Here is a 23930-nt window from a genome sequence, read left to right on the forward strand (position 1 = left end):
ATTATTCCACATTTAAAATCCCAAGCCGTCTACATCGATGACAAAAAGAGAAAGGAAATAACATTCTTGCCGACACCTACGAAAGAATTTCTTTTATCCCAGAGAATTCGATTTTTTCCAACTATCTTAATCAAAAACAACCAGATAAAGATGAAAACTCCTCTCATATTGAGATTTTCCCATTTGGTTTTAATCTCAGTCAGAAAGATGGGGTGAATGAAGATTTTCAAGTCTGTTAACTATTACTGAGAAACCTCCCTGAACAAGAAAAATACAGACCATCTCCCGACATCAATGCACCAATCAATAAGATGCTAAAAATTCTTATTAATCCCTAAAACTACATGTCGGGGCATCAATCTTTGAGTGTATAGACTTTCACTGATATTAGTGATAGCGTATTTCGTAATACTATTTGAATTTAAGAGATTGTTACCTTGTAGATAAACATTAAAATTATACTTCTTGTAATTGTAATTGACTTTTACATCCCAAAACTGAGTTGTTTTTTGATCTGTATTTCCAAATTTATAGTATTCTAGAAAAGATTCAATTCTAAATAATGGATTTATGTTAAAATAAAGATTCACAAATCCTTTTTCGTCCGTATAGTTGTTAGAATTAACTTCTGATACTATTCTATTGAATTTCCACTCATATCCCAATTCATAATTGACAAATCCTGTAAATCCTGATTTCATTTCGAAACCTGTTTTAAGATTAGAAAATTCTGTTTTTATGAGTGGCTGATTATTGATACTGTTTTCATAATCTGAAAGCATGTAAGAACCCAAAATACTGATTCTTGATCTTAGTAATTTGATATATCTTCTTAGTTCTAAATTAGATGAGAAGGAATTATTGTTTTTAACTAAAATTGATTGAATAAAAGTATAATTTGGATTAACAATCATATTAGTAGAAAGGTAATCTTCGCTTCTGAAATAATTTGCATTAAAACTAAAATAGTCAGACATTATATCACCGACATTATAACTGAAACCAATATTATAATCAGGCAAAACTGAAAAACCAACATCACTTTGTTTAAAATTTCTGTTTCCCTGATAAATATAATTGGTGTACATATCATTGATGGTTACCGTTGAGAATTTTCTTCCGGCACTGAGACTGAAATTTCCTGTCTTACTGTTTTCGTAACCTACATTAACATTCGGAGAAATGTAAAATCCGGAGGTTTTTTTATTGTTAAGATCTGAAGATATTAACTGATTTAAGAATGTGAAACCATAATTCCAGCTTTTATTTTTTTTACGGTATTTTCCTTGAGCAAAAAAATTATTCTGCTTAAAATTTAGATCATTGATAAACTCACGGTTATCAAAATTTATTCTCTGATTATTTAAATCAAATACAGAGAGGTTTGATGAGAGCTGATCTTTTCTGAACTCATTTCCCAACTGTATTTCGAAAGATTGATTTCCTGAATATTTTTTAAGATATGAAATTTTTGCCCCACCAAAATTCATCTTGGAATTGATGACTTGGTTTAGTTTTCTTGCACTTGGATTGTTAATGATATATTGAAATACATCGTTTTCATCAGTGAAATTATAAGGTCGATCCTGATAAATATATCTAGCTACGGCAACCAGAGCTTTTGATGAATCAATCTTTTTTGTAAAAACAAGTTTATTTTCAGTGGCAAACAGTTGATTTTTTCCTGTTTGATTATTCAGTTGTTCATTAAAGAGAAAAATATTGTCATTATTCTCATTTAGAGATGATACTTTATTGTAAAAAAGTATGTTCGAGTTATTTTTAAATTCTTTGGAAAGTTCTAGTTTACCAACAATATTTCTATTGTTTTGTTTCCAGGTTTTATCTTCTATATTGGTAAAATTTAATCCTTCGTAGTTGAATTTGTAAAAACTGCTAATGTAATTTCGGTTTTCAATGTCATTAAAAATAGTAACAAATTTCAATTTCCAATCGGTCTTAAAATTATAGATATAATTGAGTGAAGCTAATTTATCGTTATTAAAATTGGTTCGTTTATCCTCAAACTGAAAGTTTTTCTGATGGAGATTTACAATAGATAGTGTGTTGATATTTGTTCCTATATTTTCGACTTCATTTTCTGAGCTTGGATTAATGAGATATTCAACACCTTTCATCTCGTTTAGTCCAAGATTATTGGCGTTCAGAAGAAAATAGATTTTTTGCCTCTTAGTAAAATTCATCAGATTGATCTTACCTTGTCGCATATCTTCTTTATAGCTGGTGGAAGCCAACAGAATATTCCCAAACCACTTTCCTTTAGAATCTTCTTTTAAAGTAAGATTAAGGGCAATGCGCTCTGTGTCTTCAATATTTTTGAGGAGTTTGTTTTTAGAATAATTTTGTAGAACCTGAATTCTATCTAAAGGTTTTGAAGACATGTTTTGAGTAAGTGTTTGATAGCCCTTTTCGAAAAGATCATCGTTTTCAATCATTACCCTTTCTACTTCTTTGTTTCCAAACTTTATTTTACCGTCACTTTGTATGGAAATTCCCGGGACTTTTTTCAACAACTCTTCTACATTCTGCTCATTGCCATTTGAGAAGCTTTGAGCCTTAAATTCTATTGTGTCTTTTTTCAGTTTGATAGGAGTGGTGCGGGTAATAACTACTTCTTTAATTTCCTTTACCCTGTCAGTTTGTAATTCTATCGTATTTAAATTTATTACTGTATTCTTCTTAATAAAAGATACAGGAATGCTTTTCTTTACGTATCCTCCTGAAGAAATCTGCAAAGTAAAATTTCCGAACTTATCCGTATTTAATAAAAAACTTCCGTCTCTATTACTAAAGACGAAAGTTATAATGTTATCCTGCGAATCTGTAAGAATCACACTTGCTTTTGGCAGAGTTTGTTTATCTTCAGATAATATTACACCTTTAATCTCTGTTTGCGCAGAAATTTTCAAAAATAATATTAAAAATAATAAACATAATTGTTTCATTAAGGTTTAGCAGAATCCTCCCACTCAAAAGATTTTTCAATACACATTTCTCTGATAGGTGTATTTACGTAACTCCCTCCTCTTGGTGAACTTGCGATTCTCTGTTGTCTAAATTCCTCTAAATAATCATTCTCAAATTGAATCGCTTCTGGATATTTATAAATTTGATTAGATTTATTAGAGAAAAAATTAATTATTTTTTCAGGCACCGAATATACCTTATTTAAACTAATTCTTTCAGCTTCACCTTTAAAAAAACCTTCAGAATCTTCAAAAGATAATATAGCACCTGGTAAACCTTTAAATTTCCAAGGAAATGAATAATTTGATATTTGGGTTGTAAACCATACTACATATTTTCTGCCTCTGTAATCACAACTTGCCTTTCGACATTCATACCCTAAGATAGTTTTTTTATCTTTATTTTCAAGATTCCATTTTATATCTCCAATTTGATCTTCACTCATTTTATCACGTGCACTACCTAATTTCATAGCTGAGAAATAACTTAGAGTTTGGTAAAACTTATCGTCATTTTTCTGATAATAATAGAGATAATATGGATTGATCTTTCTGTTATTATCAATGATAAAATCATTATAATTCTGTTCTAATTTATTGGAAATTATAAAATAACTTTTATTTTCATTTGATACAAGGTAAGCTTTCATATTTTGTTGGGACATTGATAGCCCATATTCAACTACTGCGTCAAACTTCTCTTGTGAAAAAAAACAGCAACTAATAAAAAGAAAAATAAGAACAATATTCTTTTGCATATATATTTAGAAAATTGTATCCACTAAACCTGTATGAACTTTTTTATCTCTGACACGAATATCAGTACCATCAGGATTTCCTAGACATAGAGATTCTTGCCAATTGTCAGTGGTAGAACCCAAAAAGTTTCCATCAACATCATAATGATCTATCGTAACCTGCATTCTGCACAAAAAGAATGATTCATCAAAATTGAAAATGTTAATACTATTTTCAACTTTTTTGCTCGAGTCTGAAGTCTCATGCTTTACATTTTCCTTTTTTTCTACAGAAGTATTAGCGAATGCAATACCTGAAGTAAAAACTGTCAAAGACAGTCCTAAAATAAATTTTTTCATAAAATTAATATTTAAAGTTTGAAATCCAAATATATAAATTTATTTCATACTACAAAGATATTTTTTTTAAATTCAAAATATTAAATACTAGCTATTTAACATAATATAAAACACTATTAAGATATGAATTATCTTTATCCCAAAAGTGGTTGTTTATCTTCAAAAATACAATTAGAATAATCTTCGTTTGAAGGTAGATTTTTAAAATTGATATTATGAATAATAAACATAATATTTCATTAATCTTAGGACTGTTTATTGTTCAAAATCTCTTTTAAAGTATATTCTTTACTATTAGAGATTTTTATCGTAATGTGCACCTGTTGTCAGAAGTGTCTTGCCTTCGGTGTTTTTATTATATTTGTAATGAACTAGCAATCAATGAACGAAAACTCAACTTCACATCTTAAATCCCAAGCCATCTACATCGATGGTAAAGACAGAACCGATGAGATAGAATCTTATTCTTTTGAGGGCGGTAAATGTGTAGTGGTCTATAAGAATAACGGTAAATTATATTCTTACCATCAAAACAAAATTCAAATTGTAAAATCTGCGCTGCAAACTCAAAAAGCAGGAAGTATTTTCAGTTATTTAAAAGAAATTGCAGAGACCATTGGTTTGAAAACAGAGGAAGGAAATAACATTCTTGCTAAAAGTTACGAAAGAATATCTTTTATTCCTGAGAATTCAATTCTTTCCAACTATCTTAATGAAAGACAACCGGAGAAAGATCTACACTCCTCTCCTATTGAGATTTTCCCATTTGGGTTTAATCTCAGTCAGAAAGATGGAGTAAATGAAGCTTTTTCAAGTCCGTTAAGTGTTATTGAAGGTCCACCCGGAACCGGAAAAACACAGACTATTCTCAATATTATTGCCAATGCCTTGATGAACAATCAAACTGTGACGGTGGTTTCAAGCAATAATTCTGCGACAAAGAATGTCTTTGAAAAACTGGAGAAGAATGGAATCTCATTTATTGCAGCCCTTTTAGGAAGTTCTCAAAATAAAAAAGAGTTTATAGAATCCCAAACGGAGATTCCTGATTTGTCAGATTGGAGTTTATCTTTTGAAGAGGCAAGTACACTTCAACAATCCAATACCTTGCTTTTTGCTCAGCTTTCAGAAAAACTGGAATTCAAAAATGAGCTGGCTTCCCTGAAACTGGAAATTGATAATATAGAAACAGAATATCAGCATTATACTTATGATGTCTTTTTGCCTGTAGAAATCCGTTTTAAAAAGAATGTCAGTTCAGATCAGTTGCTTTCGCTTTGGATCACGATTGAAAACTACGAGCAATTGGGTAAAAAATTCAACTGGTGGCGAAAATTGACTTTTCCTTTTCTGTATGGTGTAAGAGATAAAAACTTTTATGAACTGTCTTATCAGGAGTTAATCAGATTGGTTCAGTCGAAATATTACACGACAAAAATTTCAGAACTTAAGTTGAAGCGACAGTATTTAGAATCGGCATTGCAGGATTTTTCTTTCGATGAAAAAATGAAAGATTATACAGACGTTTCGATGCAGTTGTTTAAGAATATCCTTCATAAAAAGTATAACGGAAAAGAACATAAGGAATATACAGAGCGTGATCTTCGCTCAAGATCGGGAGAATTCATCGAAGACTATCCGGTGATTATGAGCACAACTTATTCACTGAGAAGAAGTCTTGCTGAGAATATTGTGTATGATTTTGTCATTATAGATGAATCTTCACAGGTAGATCTGGCAACAGGAGTATTGGCTTTATCCTGTGCTAAAAGAGCGGTGATTGTAGGAGATTTAAAACAGCTTCCGAATGTAGTCGATACTCAAACAGCACAAAAGACAGATTTTATTTTTCAGACTTATCAACTGTCTGAAGCTTATCGCTATTCCAATCATAGTTTGCTTTCCTCAATCACAGAATTGTTTCCTGATATTCCGAAGACGCTTTTAAAAGAACATTACCGCTGCCACCCTCAGATCATTGATTTCTGCAACCGGAAATTTTACAATAACCAGTTGATTATTTTATCCGAAGCAAAAAAAGACCGAAACCCTCTCATCGTTTACAAAACTGTGGCAGGAAATCATGCAAGGGAAAGAATGAATCAGCGGCAGATTGATGTTATTACTCAGGAAATCATTCCACAGCAAAGTTTGGAAACAGTAGATTTAGGAATCGTAACGCCATACCGAAATCAGACTTCAGCTTTACAAAATACATTTCAGGGAACCAAGATCAAAGCAGATACGGTAGATAAATTTCAGGGAAGAGAAAACGATGTGATTATTCTTTCTACGGTAGATAATGAAATATCAGATTTTACTGATAATCCGAATCGTTTGAACGTTGCTATTTCGAGAGCAAAAGATCAGCTGATTCTGGTTGTCAATGGAAATGAAAGTGAGAAGGACAATAATATCTCTGATCTTATTCGGTACATCGACTATCACAACTTCACCATCGTCAACAGTGAGCTCCATTCTATTTTTGATTATCTGTACAAAGGCTATGAAGAGAAACGAAGATCTATCCTATCGGGTCAAAAGAAAAAATCGGTTTTTGACAGCGAGAATTTAATGTACTCATTGATCAAAGAAGTTCTTTCTCAGGATGGTTTTTCCAAATACGGTGTGGTTGTTCATTTTCCTTTAAGAAACCTACTGTTGGATTTTGACAGACTTTCTGATGAGGAAGAACGATACGCCCGACATCACGCCACCCATCTTGATTTTCTGATTTATAACAAGCTGGGTAAAAATCCTGTGTTAGCGATAGAAGTTGATGGGTATAAGTATCATCAAACAGGAAGCCGACAAAGCGAAAGGGATGCGATTAAGGATCAGATTTTGAAGAAGTATGGAGTTCCTTTGCTGAGGTTTTCTACAACGGAAAGTGGGGAGAGGGAGAGGTTAATTGATGCACTGAAAACGGTAAGAAATTAATTTCTTCTAATTACGGATTTCCGTATTTTATTTTGTTGTTATTGATTTAGATTTGTAAGTGTTCTCAATGAGATAAAATATCTAACAAATTTAAAATCAACACTAACCATGAAAAAAACACTACTCTACCTAACGATCTTACTATCATTCATTTCTTGTACAACAAATTACTACACCGTTTTATTATCTGAAGACACTCCAATATACGGAAGTAGTAATAATGAAAGTATTGTAACAACAGTACCCAAAGACACTCAAGTTTTCATTTCAACTAAAGCCAATAAGAAAAATTATAAAAGAATTAAATGGGACAATTATTTGGGATGGGTATATAATCCAAGTTATACAACCTACAGCACTTATACGCCGTCTAGCACATCCTTCTCAACTAAATCAACTTCCTCTTACACTCCACGTTCTAGTTCTGGCGGTTCAGTACAAGTGAAGGGATACACAAGAAAAGATGGAACTTATGTAAGGCCTCATAGTAGGAGTGCGCCGAGAAGAAGATAATATAGCTACATAAAAAAATATAAACATTAATTGATTCTCTGCATGTTTGAGATTCACTTTTTTTATGATTGACATCCTTAATCCTTTAAAATAAAATACTAGATAATCAATAAAATAGCTGGATACTTCTGTGTTGCCTATTTGCAAATCCAAAAGTATCCAGCTATAATGAGATTTTAAATAATGTACTTTAATTAAATAAATGCATCAATATGAAAATTTACTACACATTATCCAATAACAATATAAAGCATCACTTAGATTGATTAGTGTAGATAGTATAATAATTTTCTTAATCACAGATTTACTTTTTCAGATCTCGTTTTGTAGGAAAGTTCTTCTTCAATTCATCCTGAATATTAGCATCTAAGTCATTGAATTCTTTTCTCATAAGCCAATGATACACATTTTGTTGTCCAATAGTCACGACACATGCCTGCTGGAACTCCCATCCTAAAGCACCCATATAATTCATGGCATCAACCATCGAATTAAAATCTCTGTTTGATCCGTCAGTATTTTTAACACGGTTACTTTCCCAGATTGATGTCGCTTGACCATAGTCAATCTGAATAAGCACTTTTGTACTTAAAAATTTTGAAGTTCCTACAATTTCTGAATACACATACTTAGGAGTCTCCTGAGCATTAACAATAAGCGCAAAAAAAATTGCGAAAATAAGTACTAGTTTTTTCATGGTTTAAAATATTTAGCCAAATGTAGGTGAAAGAAACCATGATAAATTATGGAAAACCTTTGGTGGTCATAGCAATAAAGAATATAGGCAATTCTACTTATTGAGAAATTACGAATATCCTATTTGATCTGATTATGGGATTCCATAAAGTAGAAAACAAGCATTGTTTTACTTTTGAAATAATCTTAATCCGTTTTGAAGATTAAAAATATTGTTTAACTAATTAATTAACTGCAATGAGGACAATTCAAGCAATCAAGCCAGGACCAAAACCTAACAAACCAAATGGTGAGCCTGACAAAAGGAGAAGGGTAAATCCTCCTAACCAGCCAAAACATCCAAAATTAAAACCTCATGAACATGAGAAAGGTGACTAAAATTGGATAAAACTAAGAACCAGCTCAAATGAGCTGCTTCTTAGAGCCTGTTTAAAAAAGTAAAAATAAAAAAGAGTAAGGGCTAAAAGTTTGATAAAAATTGTCATTTTAGAGTTGCAAAACAAAAACGTCAATGTATTCAACAGATTTAACCCAAACTCAGTGGCAATTTATAAAAAAAGCATTAGATTTTGATGACAGAAAACGAAAATATGATTTAATTGTTATTTGGAATGCAATTATTTATTTGGTGAAAACGGGTTGCCAATGGAGGCTTTTACCTCATGATTTTCCCAAATGGCAATTGGTTTATTACTATTATTCAAAATGGTCAAATCTGGAGATTTTCGATTTATTATTGTCAAAATTGAGAGAGAAAGTACGAAGAAACAGAGGTCAGAAAGCTCAGGCAAGTTTGGGAATTATTGACAGTCAAAGTGTTCGCTGGGGAAATAACCGTTCACTCAATGGCTTTGACGGAGGTAAAAAAGTAAAAGAAATCAAAATACACGTTGTGGTAGACAAAAACGGCTTTTTGTTAGCGGTAATGGTGAGTGTCGCCAATATTCATGACAGTAAAGCAGCATTGTTACTCATGAAAACATTGCAATATTTACTGATCCCGCTTCAGGTAATCCTGGCGGATGGAGGCTATAGAGGAGAGATTATTGAGGAAATAAGAATTAAGTTTAATTATATCATTCAAATCATTATGCGGAGTGACAAAAAAGAAAAAGGGTTTGAGCCAATTCATAAACGATGGATTATAGAGCGCACTTTTTCTTGGTTTGATAACGACAGAAGATTATGCAGAAACTATGAACTTCTAATGGAATCATCTGAAAACATGGTCAAATTATCTGCTATAAAATTATTACTCAATAAAATTTAAACAGGCTCTAAGTTATTTTCGATGAAGTTTATATTTTTAAGAAACTCAAAACATCCCTCAAAATCATATTCTTTATTTTTCAATATTTCCACCTGAAATTTAAGAGGCAAATAGGTTCCCCATTTAGAAACATTAATTAATTTAGGATTTAGCTCCAAATGTTTTCTGATAATATCATTAATTTCGATATCACTCAGACTGAATGATATAATTTTATTAACGGATTCAGCTTCTGTATTTTGTTTAAAAGTAAAGGTAGATTGGTGATCAAAATACTCGTATTCTATTCCTAAATAATCATATATAAAACCAATCGATTTATTTATTTTAGAACCCGCAAAAGAAAACAATTCTAAATTATTATTGCTATTCATCAATGGCCGCTGAAGATCAAAATTATCCACTGAAAATACGGAAAATTCAGTTCGCATATCATCAAGAATCAACTGTCCAACTTTATCTAAAAATTCATACTGTACATTTGAATATAACACTTCCAGCATTTTCTCCCGTATCCTGTGAGCGGTGTCCGCACCTCCACCAAAAAATATAGGTTTCTTTCCATCGTTGGTACGAATAACTTCAATCTTATTCATCTCATAATCGACATATTTAATCTTCCATATTTTCGCAGACAAAAAGATGTTTTCGTCTTCTTTTATCTGAGGACTTAAAGGAAGCTCTCCTATTTTAACGCCCTGACTTGAAACCTTAAAGAAAGTCGGTGTATGAAACATACTGTAAAAGTCTTTGTGATTGATAATTTTTTCTCCCTCTACACCGATGATATATTCATTACCTAACTTCTCTAAAAAGTCAATTTCTTGAAGATGATTTATAATTTCTTTGACCTCACCTTCAGTAATATTGCTAAATGTAGAATTAGCAGCTATTTTAGCTAGAAGTTCATTCAGATACAAACCAGAACTTCCTTTTACGATGGATAAAATCTGATGTACTAAAACATCGTAAGGTTTTTCAATAATCTGAATTGGTTCAATATATTGTTCTGAATATAATAACCAGCAGGCAAGAGACTGCAAAAGGCTCCATCGGTCAGTCGAGTACAAATAAAGATTGCTGGCTTTACCTTCCCTTCTACCACTTCTACCAACTCGTTGTATAAGCGATGCAATACTGTGCGTAGCATCGATTTGTACCACTTCATCAACATTTCCAATATCAATTCCAAGTTCTAAGGTTGATGTACAGGAAATACAGAAATTTTCCATCTTTGCGCTTTTTGCAAAAAATTCCACATATTCACGTACTTCTTTATCAACCGATGAATGATGCGAAAAATAATTCTGATGTCCACCAACTCTTTCTGAAATCTTTTTTAGTTTAACAGCAACCTCTTCGACTCGACCTCTAGCATTCGGAAATACCAATATTTTAGAATCCCGAGTTCTGACATACAAATCCTTTAGCATATCAAGAGGTAACTCTTCGACACTGCCTGCGAAATATTTAAAAAGTGCATTAATAGGTTTTGGCGTATGATCACGAATAATCTTTGTGTTCTCAGAATTCCCTAAATAATCTTTAAGTTCCGCATATTGATTTACATCGCTTACCGTAGCTGATAACCCGACAACACTAAAACGACTGCGATTGACTTGTTGAAGCCTGCTCAAAAGCGACTTTAAATGTAACCCTCTTTCAGAACCTATAAAGGAATGGATTTCATCGATAACGATGTAATCTAGTGAGGAAAAGAGATGTTGAATATTTTGGGGTCTATTCACAAACATCGCTTCTAAAGATTCAGGTGTTATTAAAACAATCCCTTCAGGATTTTTAATCAGATGATCTTTTTGAGCTTTTGATGCTTCTCCGTGCCACTTAGTAACTTTTACATCTAAGTAATCGCAAAGCTTCTCTACCCTTACAAATTGATCATTAATCAAGGCTATCAGCGGAGAAATATACAATACTTTAACTCCCTTTTCTTTAAAGTTCACTTTCGAAAGAATAGGAAGGAAAGCAGCTTCAGTTTTACCTGAAGCTGTCCTTGATATAATAACATAATTATTGTCTGTCTCTAAAATTCTTGGAATAGTTGCCTCCTGAATTTTTCTAAGACTTTCCCAGCGCTGATCTCTGATGTATTTTCTGATGGGCTCAGATAAAAGGTCAAATGCTGTCATAATTCCTCAATATTATCTAAAAGCACAAGATCATTAGGTCTTTCGTCGGAAATCTCTATTTCTCCGAAAAGGCGTTTTTTATCCACTTCAGGATTTTGTCTAATAATATTCAAAATATTTAGAAAGTCTCTAATAACCTCTCTAGGGGTAAGAAATTCTGATGCTCCAGGTTTATTGAACATCTCTTCCATAAAGAAAGAAATTTCTTCATCAGTTATATTAAGTTCTGTCTTATAATTGAAATCAAAAATGAGTTTTAATTTTTTGAGCAAAACAAAGATCTCATTATGATTTAAAGGATGCAGTTTAATAACTGGCTGCGCATAATCTCTGATTTCAAGAGTTTCAAATTTGTTGCTCTGGAGTCTGGATTTCAAAGCCTGATAACTGAACAGTCCTCTTCTTTCATTCTCCAGAAACTCTTTAGTTCCGGCAAAGTTGATAAATAAATTAGAGACTTTACCTTGAAAGCAATCGTTGTAGATGGATAAGATCTTTTCATAATTTTTCTCTCTAACAGCAGAAGTTGAAATCTTATAAAGATTGATGGCCTCATCCAGGTTGATCATAAATCCACTATACCCCATGTTCACAAACAACTTACAGAAATTCTTCAACATATCATAATAATTGGAATCATTAATGATCTCACGAATTCCTAAATCCTGCCTTGCTTCCGTTTTGGTTTTGTATTCGCCTTTTAACCATTTAAGAGAATTTCTTCGCAGTGATTCATCGTTAGTAATATATCCGTCATAATATTTTACTATAACTGACCCGAAATCAAATCCTCCGACTTCAGTGATTTCGTTTACTGTTTTCATAATAGAGTTCCTGATAAGATCTCGATATTGATCATTACGGATATCTACCAATGAAATATTGTTATCTTCTGCTGTTTTGGAGATCACCTGTTCAATCCATTTTTCTAATAAAGTGGGGAGAGCTCCACCTTCTGGTTTTGTCTGTATCGCAATATTATCCATAATCGCAGAATAAAGAATTACGCTTTTTCCGTCATTGGAATATAGTCTGTTATCTGGAGTGAAATCTGCATTGGCCACAACAAATTTTTGCTTCATTGCCACCGTATTGAGTAGATGCAGCATAAAAGATTTTCCGCTCCCGAAATCTCCTATCCAGAATTTGACCACGCTGTGACCATTTTTAACTTCCTCTAGTGTAGTGATTGCCGCATCAACTTCTTCAGACCTTCCAACAGTAATATGTTGAACTCCTACTTTGGGTACAACACCACCGGTTAAAGAATTAATGATTGAAGTAGCTTCTTTTGGTTTAATATTATTAATCATGGGTAAGTAGTTTTTTAAAGTATTCGTAGTTTATGGTTAAGTATTCATCTTCTTCTTCGATGAGTATATCATCAAGCAGCTCAAAACAAGCGTCGTTAATCGACTCTATTGCCGCTCCAACAAATAATTGTCTGGTTTTCATGTAATCTGAAAACTCCGAATGAAGAATCGTAAAACTGTTCTTTTCAAATAAATCCAAAATATCTTTTTGAATGTCATTGAAGTCTAAATCTACAACGTATTTAATAATTTCATCGTCCGAAGTATCAATTATGCTAAAAGCTATATTTTTACTATCATCCTCTATGTTTGTTATATTTGCAGGCTTATTTTCTTCCTCTTCGCTTAAAATTTCTCCTAATTTTTGGGCAATTTCTGCATCGAGTCTTTTTACCTGTTCTATAGCATCGTTGTCTATAATGATCTTTTTTCTTTTAGGTAAATAAATGGTCTTAACTTTTTCGAGACATGAATTAAGATCCCTTTTTTGAACAAATTCATTAACTATAGATTCAAACTCAGCAAATTGATCAGTTGTTGTGAATAAACTTTTTTGTATCGTTTTAGTTAGTTTTCTGTTATCAAACTTTTGAGAATCCAGATCCTTATCTAAATAATGAACATACAAACGGAGTGCTGAATTTTTATCATGAGAGGCGATAAATTTTGAAGCCTCAAAATACAAGCTGTCAACGGATGGATTCTTGACATTTACTTCTGCCAGTCTCGCAATCTCCCTTTCAAAGGCTATTGCATTTGTATAGTCTGATTTAATGAGTTCAAATTTGGTTTTCCATCTGTTCGTATTTGTTTCATTTAGAATTAGATTAGTTCTGTAATCAGCATCTAAAATTTGGTGCTTATGATTTTCAAGAAAGGCATCCGCTTTTGATATTATTTTCTTATTAAACTTATCTAAAATCTCTGGCTTTGTATATTTAAAATCTGTATTAATTTTGCGTTTTATATCATAAAAATCCCTCACATTATTTTCACAAAGCTTCAAAATATGGTTAAAGATTTCTGATTGGATGGATTCAAATGTATATTTATAATTTAAGCTTTCATGTTTGTAATTGTATTCTAAAACAATGATAATTTCACTAAGCTCATCAATAACTGTTTGATATGAACGGTTGACTGGTATGCACTCTTTAAACAAAAAGTCTGTAGCCCTCAGGAATTGTTTTAAAATCTGAACCCTGCAATATTCTATCTCATTAAAAACATTATTATTAAATGATAACCGGTCGAGAAGTTTATATTGATCATCACTAAGAGTCATTTTTTTTCTATACTTACTGCCTAGTTTATAAGAATCATCTTCATGACTATATAATTTATTGCTAAGATCTTTACCCGAACTTTCATTTTCCAATGAAGCAAAATCATTATACCGAATAGGAATCTCTTCCATTCCAGATACATCAGTAATAAAATCATTCTTGCTATTTTGAAATGAGATTTGTCTTTCCATGATTATTGATTTTGTAATGATGTCCTTTTACATTTTTATACAAATGATCAGAACATTACCGAAAATAAGATTATTTGACGATATTATCTTCTTTTTTTTCAGGAAGCAAGACTGATAGTAAAACGGAGATTATCAAAACTCCACCCACAATTCCTAATGAAACCGGTGATGAGATATGATACCAAGGTGCAATCAACATTTTGACACCGATAAATGCTAAGATAATTGCCAAACCATAAGGTAATTTACTGAACATGTGAATGAAATTCGCCAGCAAGAAATACAAAGATCTCAATCCTAAAATCGCAAAAATATTGGATGTATAAAGGATAAAAGGATCATTTGAAATCGCAAAAATTGCCGGGATAGAATCTACAGCAAAGAGTACATCAGTAAACTCAATTACAGCAACTACAACCAAAAGTGGAGTTGCCATTTTAATTCCATTTTGTACAGTGAAGAACTTGTCTTTATCGTAATTATCTGAAACTTTCCAAAAGCTTTTAATCAATTTCGCACCTGCGGTATCACTGTAATCTTCGTCATCATTATCGCCACCATCACCCCAAGATTTAATTCCCGCATAGATCAGAAACAATCCGAAAAGGGTCATTACCACGTTAATTCTTACTGCATGACCGAAAACATTCATCTCCGGTAAATATGTAAGGTCAATAAGCTCAACTCCTGCAAAAATAAAGATCGCTCTGAAGATCAAAGCTCCTATGATTCCCCAGAATAAAACCTTATGATGAAGGAATTTAGGAACTTTAAAAAATCCGAAAACCAGGATAAATACAAAAAGATTATCTACTGAAAGTGCTTTTTCTATCCAGTACGCTGCCTGATACTGTGTAAATTTTTCTAATGCCAGAGCATGCCCTTCGGTCTGGTTGAAAACCCAATACACAACTCCAGAAAAAACCATTGATAGGGAAATCCAGACTACTGACCAAATGGTCGCTTCTTTCGAGGAGACCTCATGGGCTTTTTTATTGAATACCCCAAGATCCAGTAAAAGCATGATGACTACTACAATTGCAAAACCGATTACCAAACCAGGGTGCAAATCTAAAATATTGTTATTCATTTGTATTTTTTATTTATTTGTTAAAGTAATATACATTAAACGACCTCCTTCTTCATCCGAAAGCATGATTTTTTTACCATCGGTAAGCTCTACCATTGAATTGACAGGTATGATTTTGTCTTCAGTAAGATCTTTCATATTCGGTAAGCTCTGATTGACTAAAACCCATTTATTTTGATAAAATGTGAAATACCCTACAGGTTTTTTATCCAAAGCAGTTAAACTTTCATTACGAATGACTTTCTTGGAAACATGCCATTTAAAAAGATACTGATTGTGATAGACCATCAATCTGTGGTTTTCAGGTTTCCAGACATTATCTTTAAATTTATAATAAAGATCTACCACTGGTAAAGTTCCTCTATGGGGAGTTCCGCAAAACGGACATTTTGGTTTTGAAGTATTGTCGAATACATACCATTTTTCATCACAGTTGACGTTGCTACAAGGCTGAATTAAATCTACAGTTTTCAGTAAAGCAGTTTCCCATTCATTGGCAATCGGTCGAAGAATAGGATTATGTAGCCCGTCAATAAAGGCTTTTTTAAACAATTCACTCAGATAAGGGCCAGTTACGGTGTAGGGAATTTTGGAAGGATCGCCCCAAAATAAATTCCATTTTTTTAAATGATCTACTTTCACTTGGTTGATTCGATCCGTAGGATGTTCTACGAAAATTGCTTTCTCACCCATTGATAAAACCTCATCTCTTTCAGACTCCAGATCCCAGATTTTACCACCTCGCAAAGGATGTCTTCTTAGTAAGTACATGTAAATCAGTATAGCCAAAGCATGGAGGTCGGTCTTCTGATTAGGTAAAATCCGATTAGAATCCTGCAGTTTAAGATGTTTTGTCTTTAAAACTTCTGGAGCTATAAAATCAGCTGTACCTATCACTTCTGGAGGAAATAATCCAGGCACAACTAGTCCATCAATATCAATAATTGCAGCAGATTTGGTAACAGGATCGACCAACACATTATTATAAGATAAGTCTGAGTGCGCCAAACCCATCTGGTGCATTTTTTTTACACCCCTTGAAATGTTAATAGCAATCTGAAAGTAGCTTAGCCAGTCTCCCAATTCAGCTTTGTCTAATGATAAAGGGTATTGCTTGTCTCTAAAAGATGGCGTGGTAAACCATTTGCCTACTTTTTCACCACCTTTGATTAATTCGTTTGATTGGTATCCTTTTTTAAAGAAAAATTTAGAATTGTAAATCGGAACAATAACGCCGGTTTTACCATTTAATTCCACAGCGTCATAAGGCCATCTGAAAATTTCATCTAAATAATAATCTGAGCTGTTTCCGTTTTTGATATTATCTAAATAGAGTTTAACAATTCTCTTTATCCTCTCTTTTTGATTAAAGTCAAGAGGATCTCTGAAAAATGCCACAACATATTTTCTATCAGGCGAAAAATAGACATCTTTTACACCTCCTTTTTTCGGATTTCCATCGTCTACATATTCGTATGTTTTTGAGGAATCAATTATTGATTTAACTTTTACTATACTCATGTTTTTAATAAATTACAGCTAATGTTCTATCGTCATGATTGCCCTTACTCCAAAAATCCATCCACGTGGATAATTGATTTTCGACATCTGAATCTTCAACGAAATCAACTTTCGCTTTATCTTCATTTTCACCATTTAAATCTCTTAGAAAGTTCTTCCATGTCTCAAGATTTTCCAGCTTGCTTTCTACAACAAATTTCGGATCGTAAATTCCATCGGTCATCAGAAATAATTTGGAAAAGTCTGCAAAACAATTGATTTTAAACCGATTAACCATGATTTCCGGTTTGCTGAAAATTTCAGGCATTGTAATAAAACGGGTTGCGCCGCTGCTTTCTCCGACATCCAGAAAATTAAGCAACTGAACTTTCGTATTTTCTTGATCAATCACATTAATAGGGCAGTCTCCAACGCCAAAACTTAAAACGACGTAGCCTAAATCATTTTTTTTAACCAAAGAAAATATCAATGTTGTATGCAAATCTTTTAATAACACTCCTTCTTCAGTAGCAAAAACCGCCAACTGATTGTGTAAGTTTTTTACATTTTGATATAATGAATTAATAATAAAACTTTTACTTTTTATTTTTTTGTCTTCTTCCGAAACTTGATCAAGTGAATTTTCTGAGTTGTTTTGTTCCTCCGAAATTTGAGCTTCCGACGCATTTTTTTGTCTTTCATCATCATTTTCAGATAAAGTTATTTCGTCAGAGAAATATACAGTAACCGCTTCTGATAATTTATTTAACAGAGATTCATTATCAAAACTTTTAACGATAAAATCTGTAGCAAACTGAGATCCGGCACGGGCAAATCTGGCTGATCCGGCACCGTCTGCCAATGCTACAATTGCCCAGTCATCTGGTAAATTTTTAACTAAAAAATCATCATCTCTAAAAGTACCTTCATGTGCATGAGATCTTCCTCTTTTGGATGCAACCACGATTTTTTTGTCTAAAAATGTTGACTTAAAAGTAATATTATCCTCCTTTGGAAATCTACTGTCTTGTGGACTCGGTTTGTTGAGCCACAAATCTTTCGGATCTGCATTTACAATAAACGGAATCGTTTTGATTTCTTCATGCAAATTTTCATCGCTTTTACTGACAAAGACAATTTGAATTTCGATCGTATTAGCATGTGTTGGAGTGCCCTGAATAGATAAATTTTCTGAATTAAACTGCAATCCTACAGAATCAAGATTTCTTATTTCTTTGATAGTGATAGAAGGATGAGCTGAAAGATCAAAAGTGTAGCTATATTCCTTTTTGACATTCGCATTAGGAACAGTAAAATAGCTATCTCTGAATTCTTCTTTCTCTTTATACATTGTAAAAATTTGTAATATTTGTGACTTTAGATTTTTTATTGATTTTGATAAATCATAAATTTTTGCGTTATCTGTAAGCTTTTCAATAGTGATGTCAACTATTTTATTACTTTCAATTTGATGTTCTTTTAATACATCCTGTAGTAAACTTTTCATCTAACCTAAAGTTCTATTGATGTCAAAACCTCCTTCAGCCATACCGTATGAACCTGCGTTTCCACACCATGGACATTTCGCAACACCATCACCCTGAATACAGTGAATACCTCCACAAACACAAGTTGCCAGCGCAAATCCATTTCCACACGACGGGCAGCTAGGATTTCCGTAGATTTCCTCACTTGATATTTTATTCGTGTTAGAAGCCCCTTCCGAAAATTCTCTGTAGGAATTCTCATCAATTTTATAAGCTCCTTCAATTTTATAAAATCTCGTATCAAAACCTGGAACTCTTGATTCCTCCAGTGATTTTTTAAATTTTAATAAATATAATTTGTCATTCGTAGAACATTTTCCATTCAGAACAACAAAATTATTGTCGGGTACAGAATAGCTTTTGCTTAAATCAATCTTTTCAATCAGTTCAGGATTCGACTTGCTCAAATTAATTCCATCCGCATTATTATTGTTGATATTTTCACTTGTAGCTCTTATCGAAGCGGTTACCCATTTGAAAAATTCTTTGTAGGAATTACTATCCGTATTATTAAACATTAAAACCTGATCAGATAACTTGCCTAAAAGATTCACATTCGTATTGTCACCAATTGAAATGACAATTAAGTTAGATTTCGTGCGGTAATCTGCGTTCCATCTGTCAATCGCTTTTGTAGAATCATCGGTTGGGATACCATCTGTAAATAAAAAGATGACAGGTTTCCAGTCTCCTTTTCTTTCGTAAGTCGTTTTTACAATGTCTCTATCGATAGAATTCATCAGTTCTTCCAAGCCTTTAGAAAGAGAAGTTCCGCTCCCTATCGGTATTTTCGGAGGATAAAATGTAATAACATCCTGCAATGGAGTGATTATTTTGCTTTTTCCGGCAAAACCAATAATGGAAACCCAAACAGTTTCTAAAGCGTAAGGATCTGTTTTTAATTCTTTAATGATGGATGCAATTCCTTCCTGAACTTGCTCTATAGGTTCTCCCACCATCGATTCTGATACATCGATGAGGAAATAAATTGGTAATCTTCTCATGTTTTTAGTTTTTAAACAATAATATTCAATTCACTTGGCGGCGGCGGTAAAGTCATGCTTTCCCCTGTTCCCTGAGTTTTGCTTCCCATTTCAATAGATGAACTTACCCATTGGAAAAAGGTGGTTAATGTATTAGCATCAATATTATCCAGTTTTACCACATTGTCTGTGAGCTCCATTAAATCATCAATCTTCGCATCCGGTCCGGCAGCGCATCCTACGATTACTCCAAAATCCAAAGCTTTTATTTTTGAAATATTTTCTTTATATCTGAGCTTGTCTGATGGTTTTCCATCAGTAAAAATAAATAAGAGCGGCTTCCAGTCTCCTTTTCTGTCTGCTGTACCTTTAATTAATTCTTTTTTAACTAAATCAGCGACTAATTCTAAAGCTAGACCAGTGTGTGTTGGACCACTTTCAGGGCATTTAATTTCTACAGGATGAAAACTTGCCAGATCTGTCAGTGGAACAATATTGCTCGCATCTCTGTCAAAAGTAATAACGCTAATGTGCAGAGAATCCATAGCCTGCGGATCTGAACGAAGCATGCTCACCAAACCATTGAACCCATTATTCAAGGCAGCGATTGGTTCACCTCTCATCGATCCGGAAGTGTCTAATAAAAAATAGGCTAATAATCTTCTGTTCATAATTATGCAACGATTACTAACTCCGATGGCGGAGGTGGAAGTTGATCCAATCCGGTTACTTCTTTTCCAGACTCTTCCACTTTGGTTGAAGTTGTAGAAATTGAATCAGTCACCCATTGAAAAAACTTGCTGATGCTTTCAGAATCAGCATTATCCAATCTGATTACAGATTCTGTAATTTGTTTTAAAATTTTATCGTCAGCACCGCTTCCCACCGCACAACCCACAATTAAACCTTTATTTACAGATTTTAATTTTGCAAATCCGCTTTGCCAGTCGTCTGTTGGCACACCATCGGTCATGATGAAAGTCATCGGTTTCCAGTCTCCTTTTTGATCAAGCGTTGTTTTTGTAATTTCTGTGCTTAATTTATCAGCAAGCAAACTGAGCGCAGCACCTAATGAAGTGGTACTTGAAGCCTTGATATCTACCATTTGAAATGAAGCCAAATCGGTAAGAGGAACAATTTGCTTAGCCTCGCTGTCAAAAGTAATAATGCTCACGTAGGCAGTTTCAATAGCTTGAGGGTTTTGACGAAGCGAATGCAGCATCATCTGAACTCCATTTTTAACTGCTTCGATAGGCTCTCCGGTCATTGAACCGGAAGTGTCTAACAATAAATATACGGGTAATCTTCTCATTATTTAATTATTTGTTATAAGCATACTTGGCTAAAATATCCACGAAGTTATCAGTCTGATTAGCCTCTCCAAGCGCACGGAATTTCCAGTCTCCATTATGCCTGTAAGCTTCAGCAAAAACCATTGAACACATTCCGTTCATAGATGCATCTCCGGATAAACTGTACTTGGTAATCTCTTTTCCTCTAGAGTCTACAGCGCGAATGAAAGCATTTTCAACCATTCCGAAATGCTGATTATTTTTTCTTCCTTGATAAATCGTAACTACAAATAATATTTTCTGATATTTTTGATCTAATTTGTCTAATTGTACAATAATCTGTTCATCATCACCGTCTCCCGCACCTGTTCTATTATCTCCTGTAAGCCAGATATTTCCGCTAGGATGCCTCATTGAATTGAAATAGATTACATCACCTCCATACAAAGCTACATTTCTGCCCGACACAGATGCTGTTCTTCCAAGATCTGCAACTTTACCATTGGCATCAAGGAGAAACGCAATAGCATCCAAATCATATTCTTCTTCTTTTCCGCCAAATAATTTCCCTAAAAAACCACTTTGTTTTTGACGAACATCCCATCCCAAACCGATTGTAACTTGTGAAAGGTCGTAAATACTTTCTCCCTTATCATTTTTTCTTAGATCAATCGTCTGACCTTTCTGTAAATTTATTGCCATCTTTATTATTTTATGATTTGTCCCTTGTAATATTTTGATAAGAAAAATGCTAGATCCTCACGATATCCAATTCCTGAAGCTTCGAATTTCCATTGATTATTTCTTTTGTAAAGTCGTCCAAATTCCACTGCAGTTTCAATAGAAAAATCCTCTCCAAGCTCGTATTTTGCAACTTCCTGACCATTACTGTCATCTACAATTCTGATGTATGAATTACGTACCTGTCCATAGTTTTGTTTGCGATCATTAGCATCATGGATTGTTACTACAATAAGAATTTCATTAATTCTAGGATCTACTTTTGAAAGATCTACTTCTATGCTTTCATCATCGCCATCTGCACTGTTTCCTCCTGTCGGATCATCTCCTGTGTGCCTTAATGAACCATCAGGTGAATCAGTGTTTCCGTAAAAAACAAAAAATGGTTCAGAAGGAATCTGTCTTTGTTCATCTATCATAAATGCTGAAGCATCTAGATCAAATTCGAACCCTGTACCTTCATTAGGATCCCACCCTAATCCAATTGTCAGCTTGTTAAGTCCGATGTCAATTTTTTGACCTTTTTGTAAATTAATTGCCATGTTGTAAATGTTTTTAATTTGATTTATTTCCGGTTATTTTTATTTAGTAATTTTTTTTAAATATAATTTAATTTTCAATAACTTTTATATTTTTCAATTAAATGTGAACAATTATTCTTAATTCGATGTTATATTGACAATAACTTCATAATTAGACTTCAAATGTAGATTCTTAAATCGAATTTTTTTTACGGGAATCCGTAATGTAGAAATTTATAAATACTGAAAAGAAAAACCTCAAAATCCAGCAATGGCCTTTCAATAGATAAAGGACATATCTATTAATTAAATTTTGTGCAACTTTTTTTCAAAAACATAGAAAAGCTAAGACTGGGAAATGTTTTAGAAATGGGGTTGCTCCAATTCCGCAAAAATGCGCTTCCGACTATAGGAAGGAATTGCATTTTTGCCCGCCAGATCTTTAAACCATTTTTGTTCGAAATATTTACAATAATTTCAGACAAAAATCTAGAACAAACAACCCTTAAACTATCTTTTATAAACATTTAATAGCGAAAAAACCAAAATCAATCAAAAACATTTATTTCGCTAAAGACTTCATTTCTTGCCGTTGTACAGCAACCTTTTAAAAGATTTGATTTGCTAGAGAAAAAGGATAAAAATCTAGCGATTCCTACTATAAAACATTTTAAAAACAAAAAATGCAGAGCCTTCTGCCTCTGCATTTTTCTAAAAAACATTAAAATTGATAAATATTCTTTCTATTCAATTTCTAAAATTCCCAAAACCTTTAAATCAATTTCCTATTTTTTCTTCGGGTTCTTAAACGAAAATTCGATCTTCCTTATCGACTTATCAAAACTCAAATATCCCTGATACTTATTACCATTTTTATTCACCAATCCACTAATATAAGCCGTCTCCCCTGCCTTCTTATCTATCTGCCATTTCCGAAGATACTTCCCTCTAAAAACAGTAGGAACTTGCTTTTCAAAATCAGTTTGTGCCACTCTCCCATTAAAACCTTTCAAATTCTTCTTAAATAAAAACTCAATCCACTGCTTATCCGCATTAAATTGCACAGTAGCAGAAAAAAGCCTTCCCTTCTTCGACAGCATATTTTCAATAAACAAAGGTTTCCCATCACGGAGAATCTTCAGCTGTTCAAAATTCAAAGTCACCCCACAAATCACCGCAGAAATCCTCACAAATTCCAACCTCAAAGAAATCAATTCATTGGTCAGCCTGTCCATGCTGATCAACGAAGGAATCACCGCACCTGTCCATGGATCAACAAGACCAACTACCCTGCCCATATTCCCTGCCCTCAACAAGTTCAACTCATCCTCCTTCGAAAACTCATGCCCCATTAACATTTCCTTAAAATCCGGTCTCTCAAGAACCCTGTGAATACGAACGACCTCTTCCCAATGATCATCCAACCTCAACTGCAACCCTACATCGACCATACTTGCTGCATATCCATCACTCAGGGGTATCGGAATCAACATCGGTGTCTTATATCCTTTCAACAGAGCATCCAACGCTCCTATACTTTCCAACTTTTCCCGATCAAGACCTAATTCAGCAAACGATTCCCACGGAACATCTTCAACCTGATAGCGATATTGAGAACTATAACTCATTACCGATGACTCATTATTAAAACCACTCTCCACAATTGAAGACTCCCTATCAGCATACTTTTTATTTCTTATAGCATCTACTGTCTCAATAGAAACTTCAAACTCTTTTAAATCCTGCTCCTATACATCCGAAGAACCATCAATATACTCCTGCAAACCTCTGGGTATTTCCTGCACCTCGTATT

Annotated in this window: 20 protein-coding genes; 4 read left to right on the plus strand and 16 right to left on the minus strand. The window is 33.3% G+C overall.

The window, feature by feature from the left end:
- Positions 1 to 314 precede the first annotated feature (314 nt).
- The 3 genes from MQX03_RS04790 to MQX03_RS04800 are packed head-to-tail and all read right to left on the minus strand — an operon-like array spanning position 315 to position 4084.
- Positions 315 to 2930, minus strand: coding sequence for a carboxypeptidase-like regulatory domain-containing protein (locus MQX03_RS04790; protein ID WP_242801866.1), 2616 nt, complete (start codon positions 2928 to 2930; stop codon positions 315 to 317).
- A 35-nt stretch (positions 2931 to 2965) separates the two neighbouring features.
- Positions 2966 to 3745, minus strand: a complete 780-nt coding sequence (locus tag MQX03_RS04795) for a GLPGLI family protein (RefSeq protein WP_242801867.1) — start codon at positions 3743 to 3745, stop codon at positions 2966 to 2968.
- Positions 3746 to 3751: 6 nt separating this feature from the next.
- On the minus strand, positions 3752 to 4084 hold the full coding sequence (locus tag MQX03_RS04800; RefSeq protein WP_242801868.1) for a hypothetical protein: 333 nt from the start codon (positions 4082 to 4084) through the stop codon (positions 3752 to 3754).
- Positions 4085 to 4465: 381 nt separating this feature from the next.
- Between MQX03_RS04800 and MQX03_RS04805 the strand changes: the two genes are divergently transcribed.
- The gene (locus MQX03_RS04805; protein WP_242801869.1) at positions 4466 to 7024 is read left to right on the plus strand and encodes an AAA domain-containing protein; all 2559 of its coding nucleotides are present in this window, start codon (positions 4466 to 4468) and stop codon (positions 7022 to 7024) included.
- A 318-nt stretch (positions 7025 to 7342) separates the two neighbouring features.
- Positions 7343 to 7537, plus strand: a complete 195-nt coding sequence (locus tag MQX03_RS04810; protein ID WP_242801870.1) for a hypothetical protein — start codon at positions 7343 to 7345, stop codon at positions 7535 to 7537.
- A 304-nt stretch (positions 7538 to 7841) separates the two neighbouring features.
- Here the strand turns inward: MQX03_RS04810 and MQX03_RS04815 are convergent, their stop codons facing one another.
- Positions 7842 to 8234 carry a hypothetical protein gene (locus MQX03_RS04815; protein ID WP_242801871.1) on the minus strand — a complete coding sequence of 131 codons (393 nt, stop codon included), beginning with the start codon at positions 8232 to 8234 and terminating at the stop codon, positions 7842 to 7844.
- Positions 8235 to 8470: 236 nt separating this feature from the next.
- Here MQX03_RS04815 and MQX03_RS04820 point away from each other — a divergent pair, with 236 nt between their 5' ends.
- Together MQX03_RS04820 and MQX03_RS04825 are read left to right on the plus strand one after the other, a co-directional pair.
- Complete coding sequence (locus MQX03_RS04820; RefSeq protein WP_242801872.1) at positions 8471 to 8611, plus strand: hypothetical protein; 141 nt, start codon at positions 8471 to 8473, stop codon at positions 8609 to 8611.
- A gap of 133 nt (positions 8612 to 8744) precedes the next feature.
- The gene (locus MQX03_RS04825; RefSeq protein ID WP_242801873.1) at positions 8745 to 9503 is read left to right on the plus strand and encodes an IS5 family transposase; all 759 of its coding nucleotides are present in this window, start codon (positions 8745 to 8747) and stop codon (positions 9501 to 9503) included.
- On the opposite strand, the gene MQX03_RS04830 is transcribed toward MQX03_RS04825, so the two are convergent.
- The 12 genes from MQX03_RS04830 to MQX03_RS04885 all read right to left on the minus strand — a co-directional run bounded on the left by MQX03_RS04830 (position 9500) and on the right by MQX03_RS04885 (position 23745).
- On the minus strand, positions 9500 to 11653 hold the full coding sequence (locus MQX03_RS04830; protein ID WP_242801874.1) for a DEAD/DEAH box helicase: 2154 nt from the start codon (positions 11651 to 11653) through the stop codon (positions 9500 to 9502). The genes MQX03_RS04825 and MQX03_RS04830 overlap by 4 nt on opposite strands.
- Positions 11650 to 12966 (minus strand): ATP-binding protein, encoded by a 1317-nt coding sequence (locus tag MQX03_RS04835; protein ID WP_242801875.1) that lies wholly within the window; start codon positions 12964 to 12966, stop codon positions 11650 to 11652. The genes MQX03_RS04830 and MQX03_RS04835 overlap by 4 nt, the downstream gene beginning before the upstream one ends.
- Entirely contained in the window at positions 12959 to 14443 is a 1485-nt protein-coding gene (locus MQX03_RS04840) for a tellurite resistance TerB C-terminal domain-containing protein (RefSeq protein ID WP_242801876.1), read from the minus strand. Before MQX03_RS04840 ends, MQX03_RS04835 begins: the two co-directional genes overlap by 8 nt.
- 70 nt (positions 14444 to 14513) lie before the next feature.
- Positions 14514 to 15533: a TerC/Alx family metal homeostasis membrane protein gene (locus MQX03_RS04845; RefSeq protein ID WP_242801877.1), complete on the minus strand. Its 1020-nt coding sequence runs from the start codon at positions 15531 to 15533 to the stop codon at positions 14514 to 14516.
- A 9-nt stretch (positions 15534 to 15542) separates the two neighbouring features.
- Positions 15543 to 17054: a helix-hairpin-helix domain-containing protein gene (locus MQX03_RS04850; RefSeq protein ID WP_242801878.1), complete on the minus strand. Its 1512-nt coding sequence runs from the start codon at positions 17052 to 17054 to the stop codon at positions 15543 to 15545.
- Positions 17055 to 17058: 4 nt separating this feature from the next.
- Positions 17059 to 18540 carry a PP2C family serine/threonine-protein phosphatase gene (locus tag MQX03_RS04855; RefSeq protein WP_242801879.1) on the minus strand — a complete coding sequence of 494 codons (1482 nt, stop codon included), beginning with the start codon at positions 18538 to 18540 and terminating at the stop codon, positions 17059 to 17061.
- A complete protein-coding gene (locus tag MQX03_RS04860; RefSeq protein ID WP_242801880.1) occupies positions 18541 to 19584 on the minus strand; it encodes a TerY-C metal binding domain-containing protein in 1044 nt (347 codons plus the stop codon). It abuts the gene before it with no gap.
- An 11-nt stretch (positions 19585 to 19595) separates the two neighbouring features.
- The gene (locus MQX03_RS04865; protein WP_242801881.1) at positions 19596 to 20234 is read right to left on the minus strand and encodes a vWA domain-containing protein; all 639 of its coding nucleotides are present in this window, start codon (positions 20232 to 20234) and stop codon (positions 19596 to 19598) included.
- Positions 20235 to 20236: 2 nt separating this feature from the next.
- A complete protein-coding gene (locus MQX03_RS04870; protein WP_242801882.1) occupies positions 20237 to 20875 on the minus strand; it encodes a vWA domain-containing protein in 639 nt (212 codons plus the stop codon).
- A gap of 7 nt (positions 20876 to 20882) precedes the next feature.
- Complete coding sequence (locus MQX03_RS04875; RefSeq protein ID WP_242801883.1) at positions 20883 to 21557, minus strand: TerD family protein; 675 nt, start codon at positions 21555 to 21557, stop codon at positions 20883 to 20885.
- A 5-nt stretch (positions 21558 to 21562) separates the two neighbouring features.
- Positions 21563 to 22138, minus strand: a complete 576-nt coding sequence (locus MQX03_RS04880) for a TerD family protein (RefSeq protein WP_162086725.1) — start codon at positions 22136 to 22138, stop codon at positions 21563 to 21565.
- Between the two features lie 764 nt (positions 22139 to 22902).
- Positions 22903 to 23745: a DUF3945 domain-containing protein gene (locus MQX03_RS04885; RefSeq protein ID WP_242801884.1), complete on the minus strand. Its 843-nt coding sequence runs from the start codon at positions 23743 to 23745 to the stop codon at positions 22903 to 22905.
- Positions 23746 to 23930 lie beyond the last annotated feature (185 nt).

It is taken from the genome of Chryseobacterium aahli, from assembly GCF_022699665.1.
GTDB lineage: Bacteria > Bacteroidota > Bacteroidia > Flavobacteriales > Weeksellaceae > Chryseobacterium > Chryseobacterium aahli.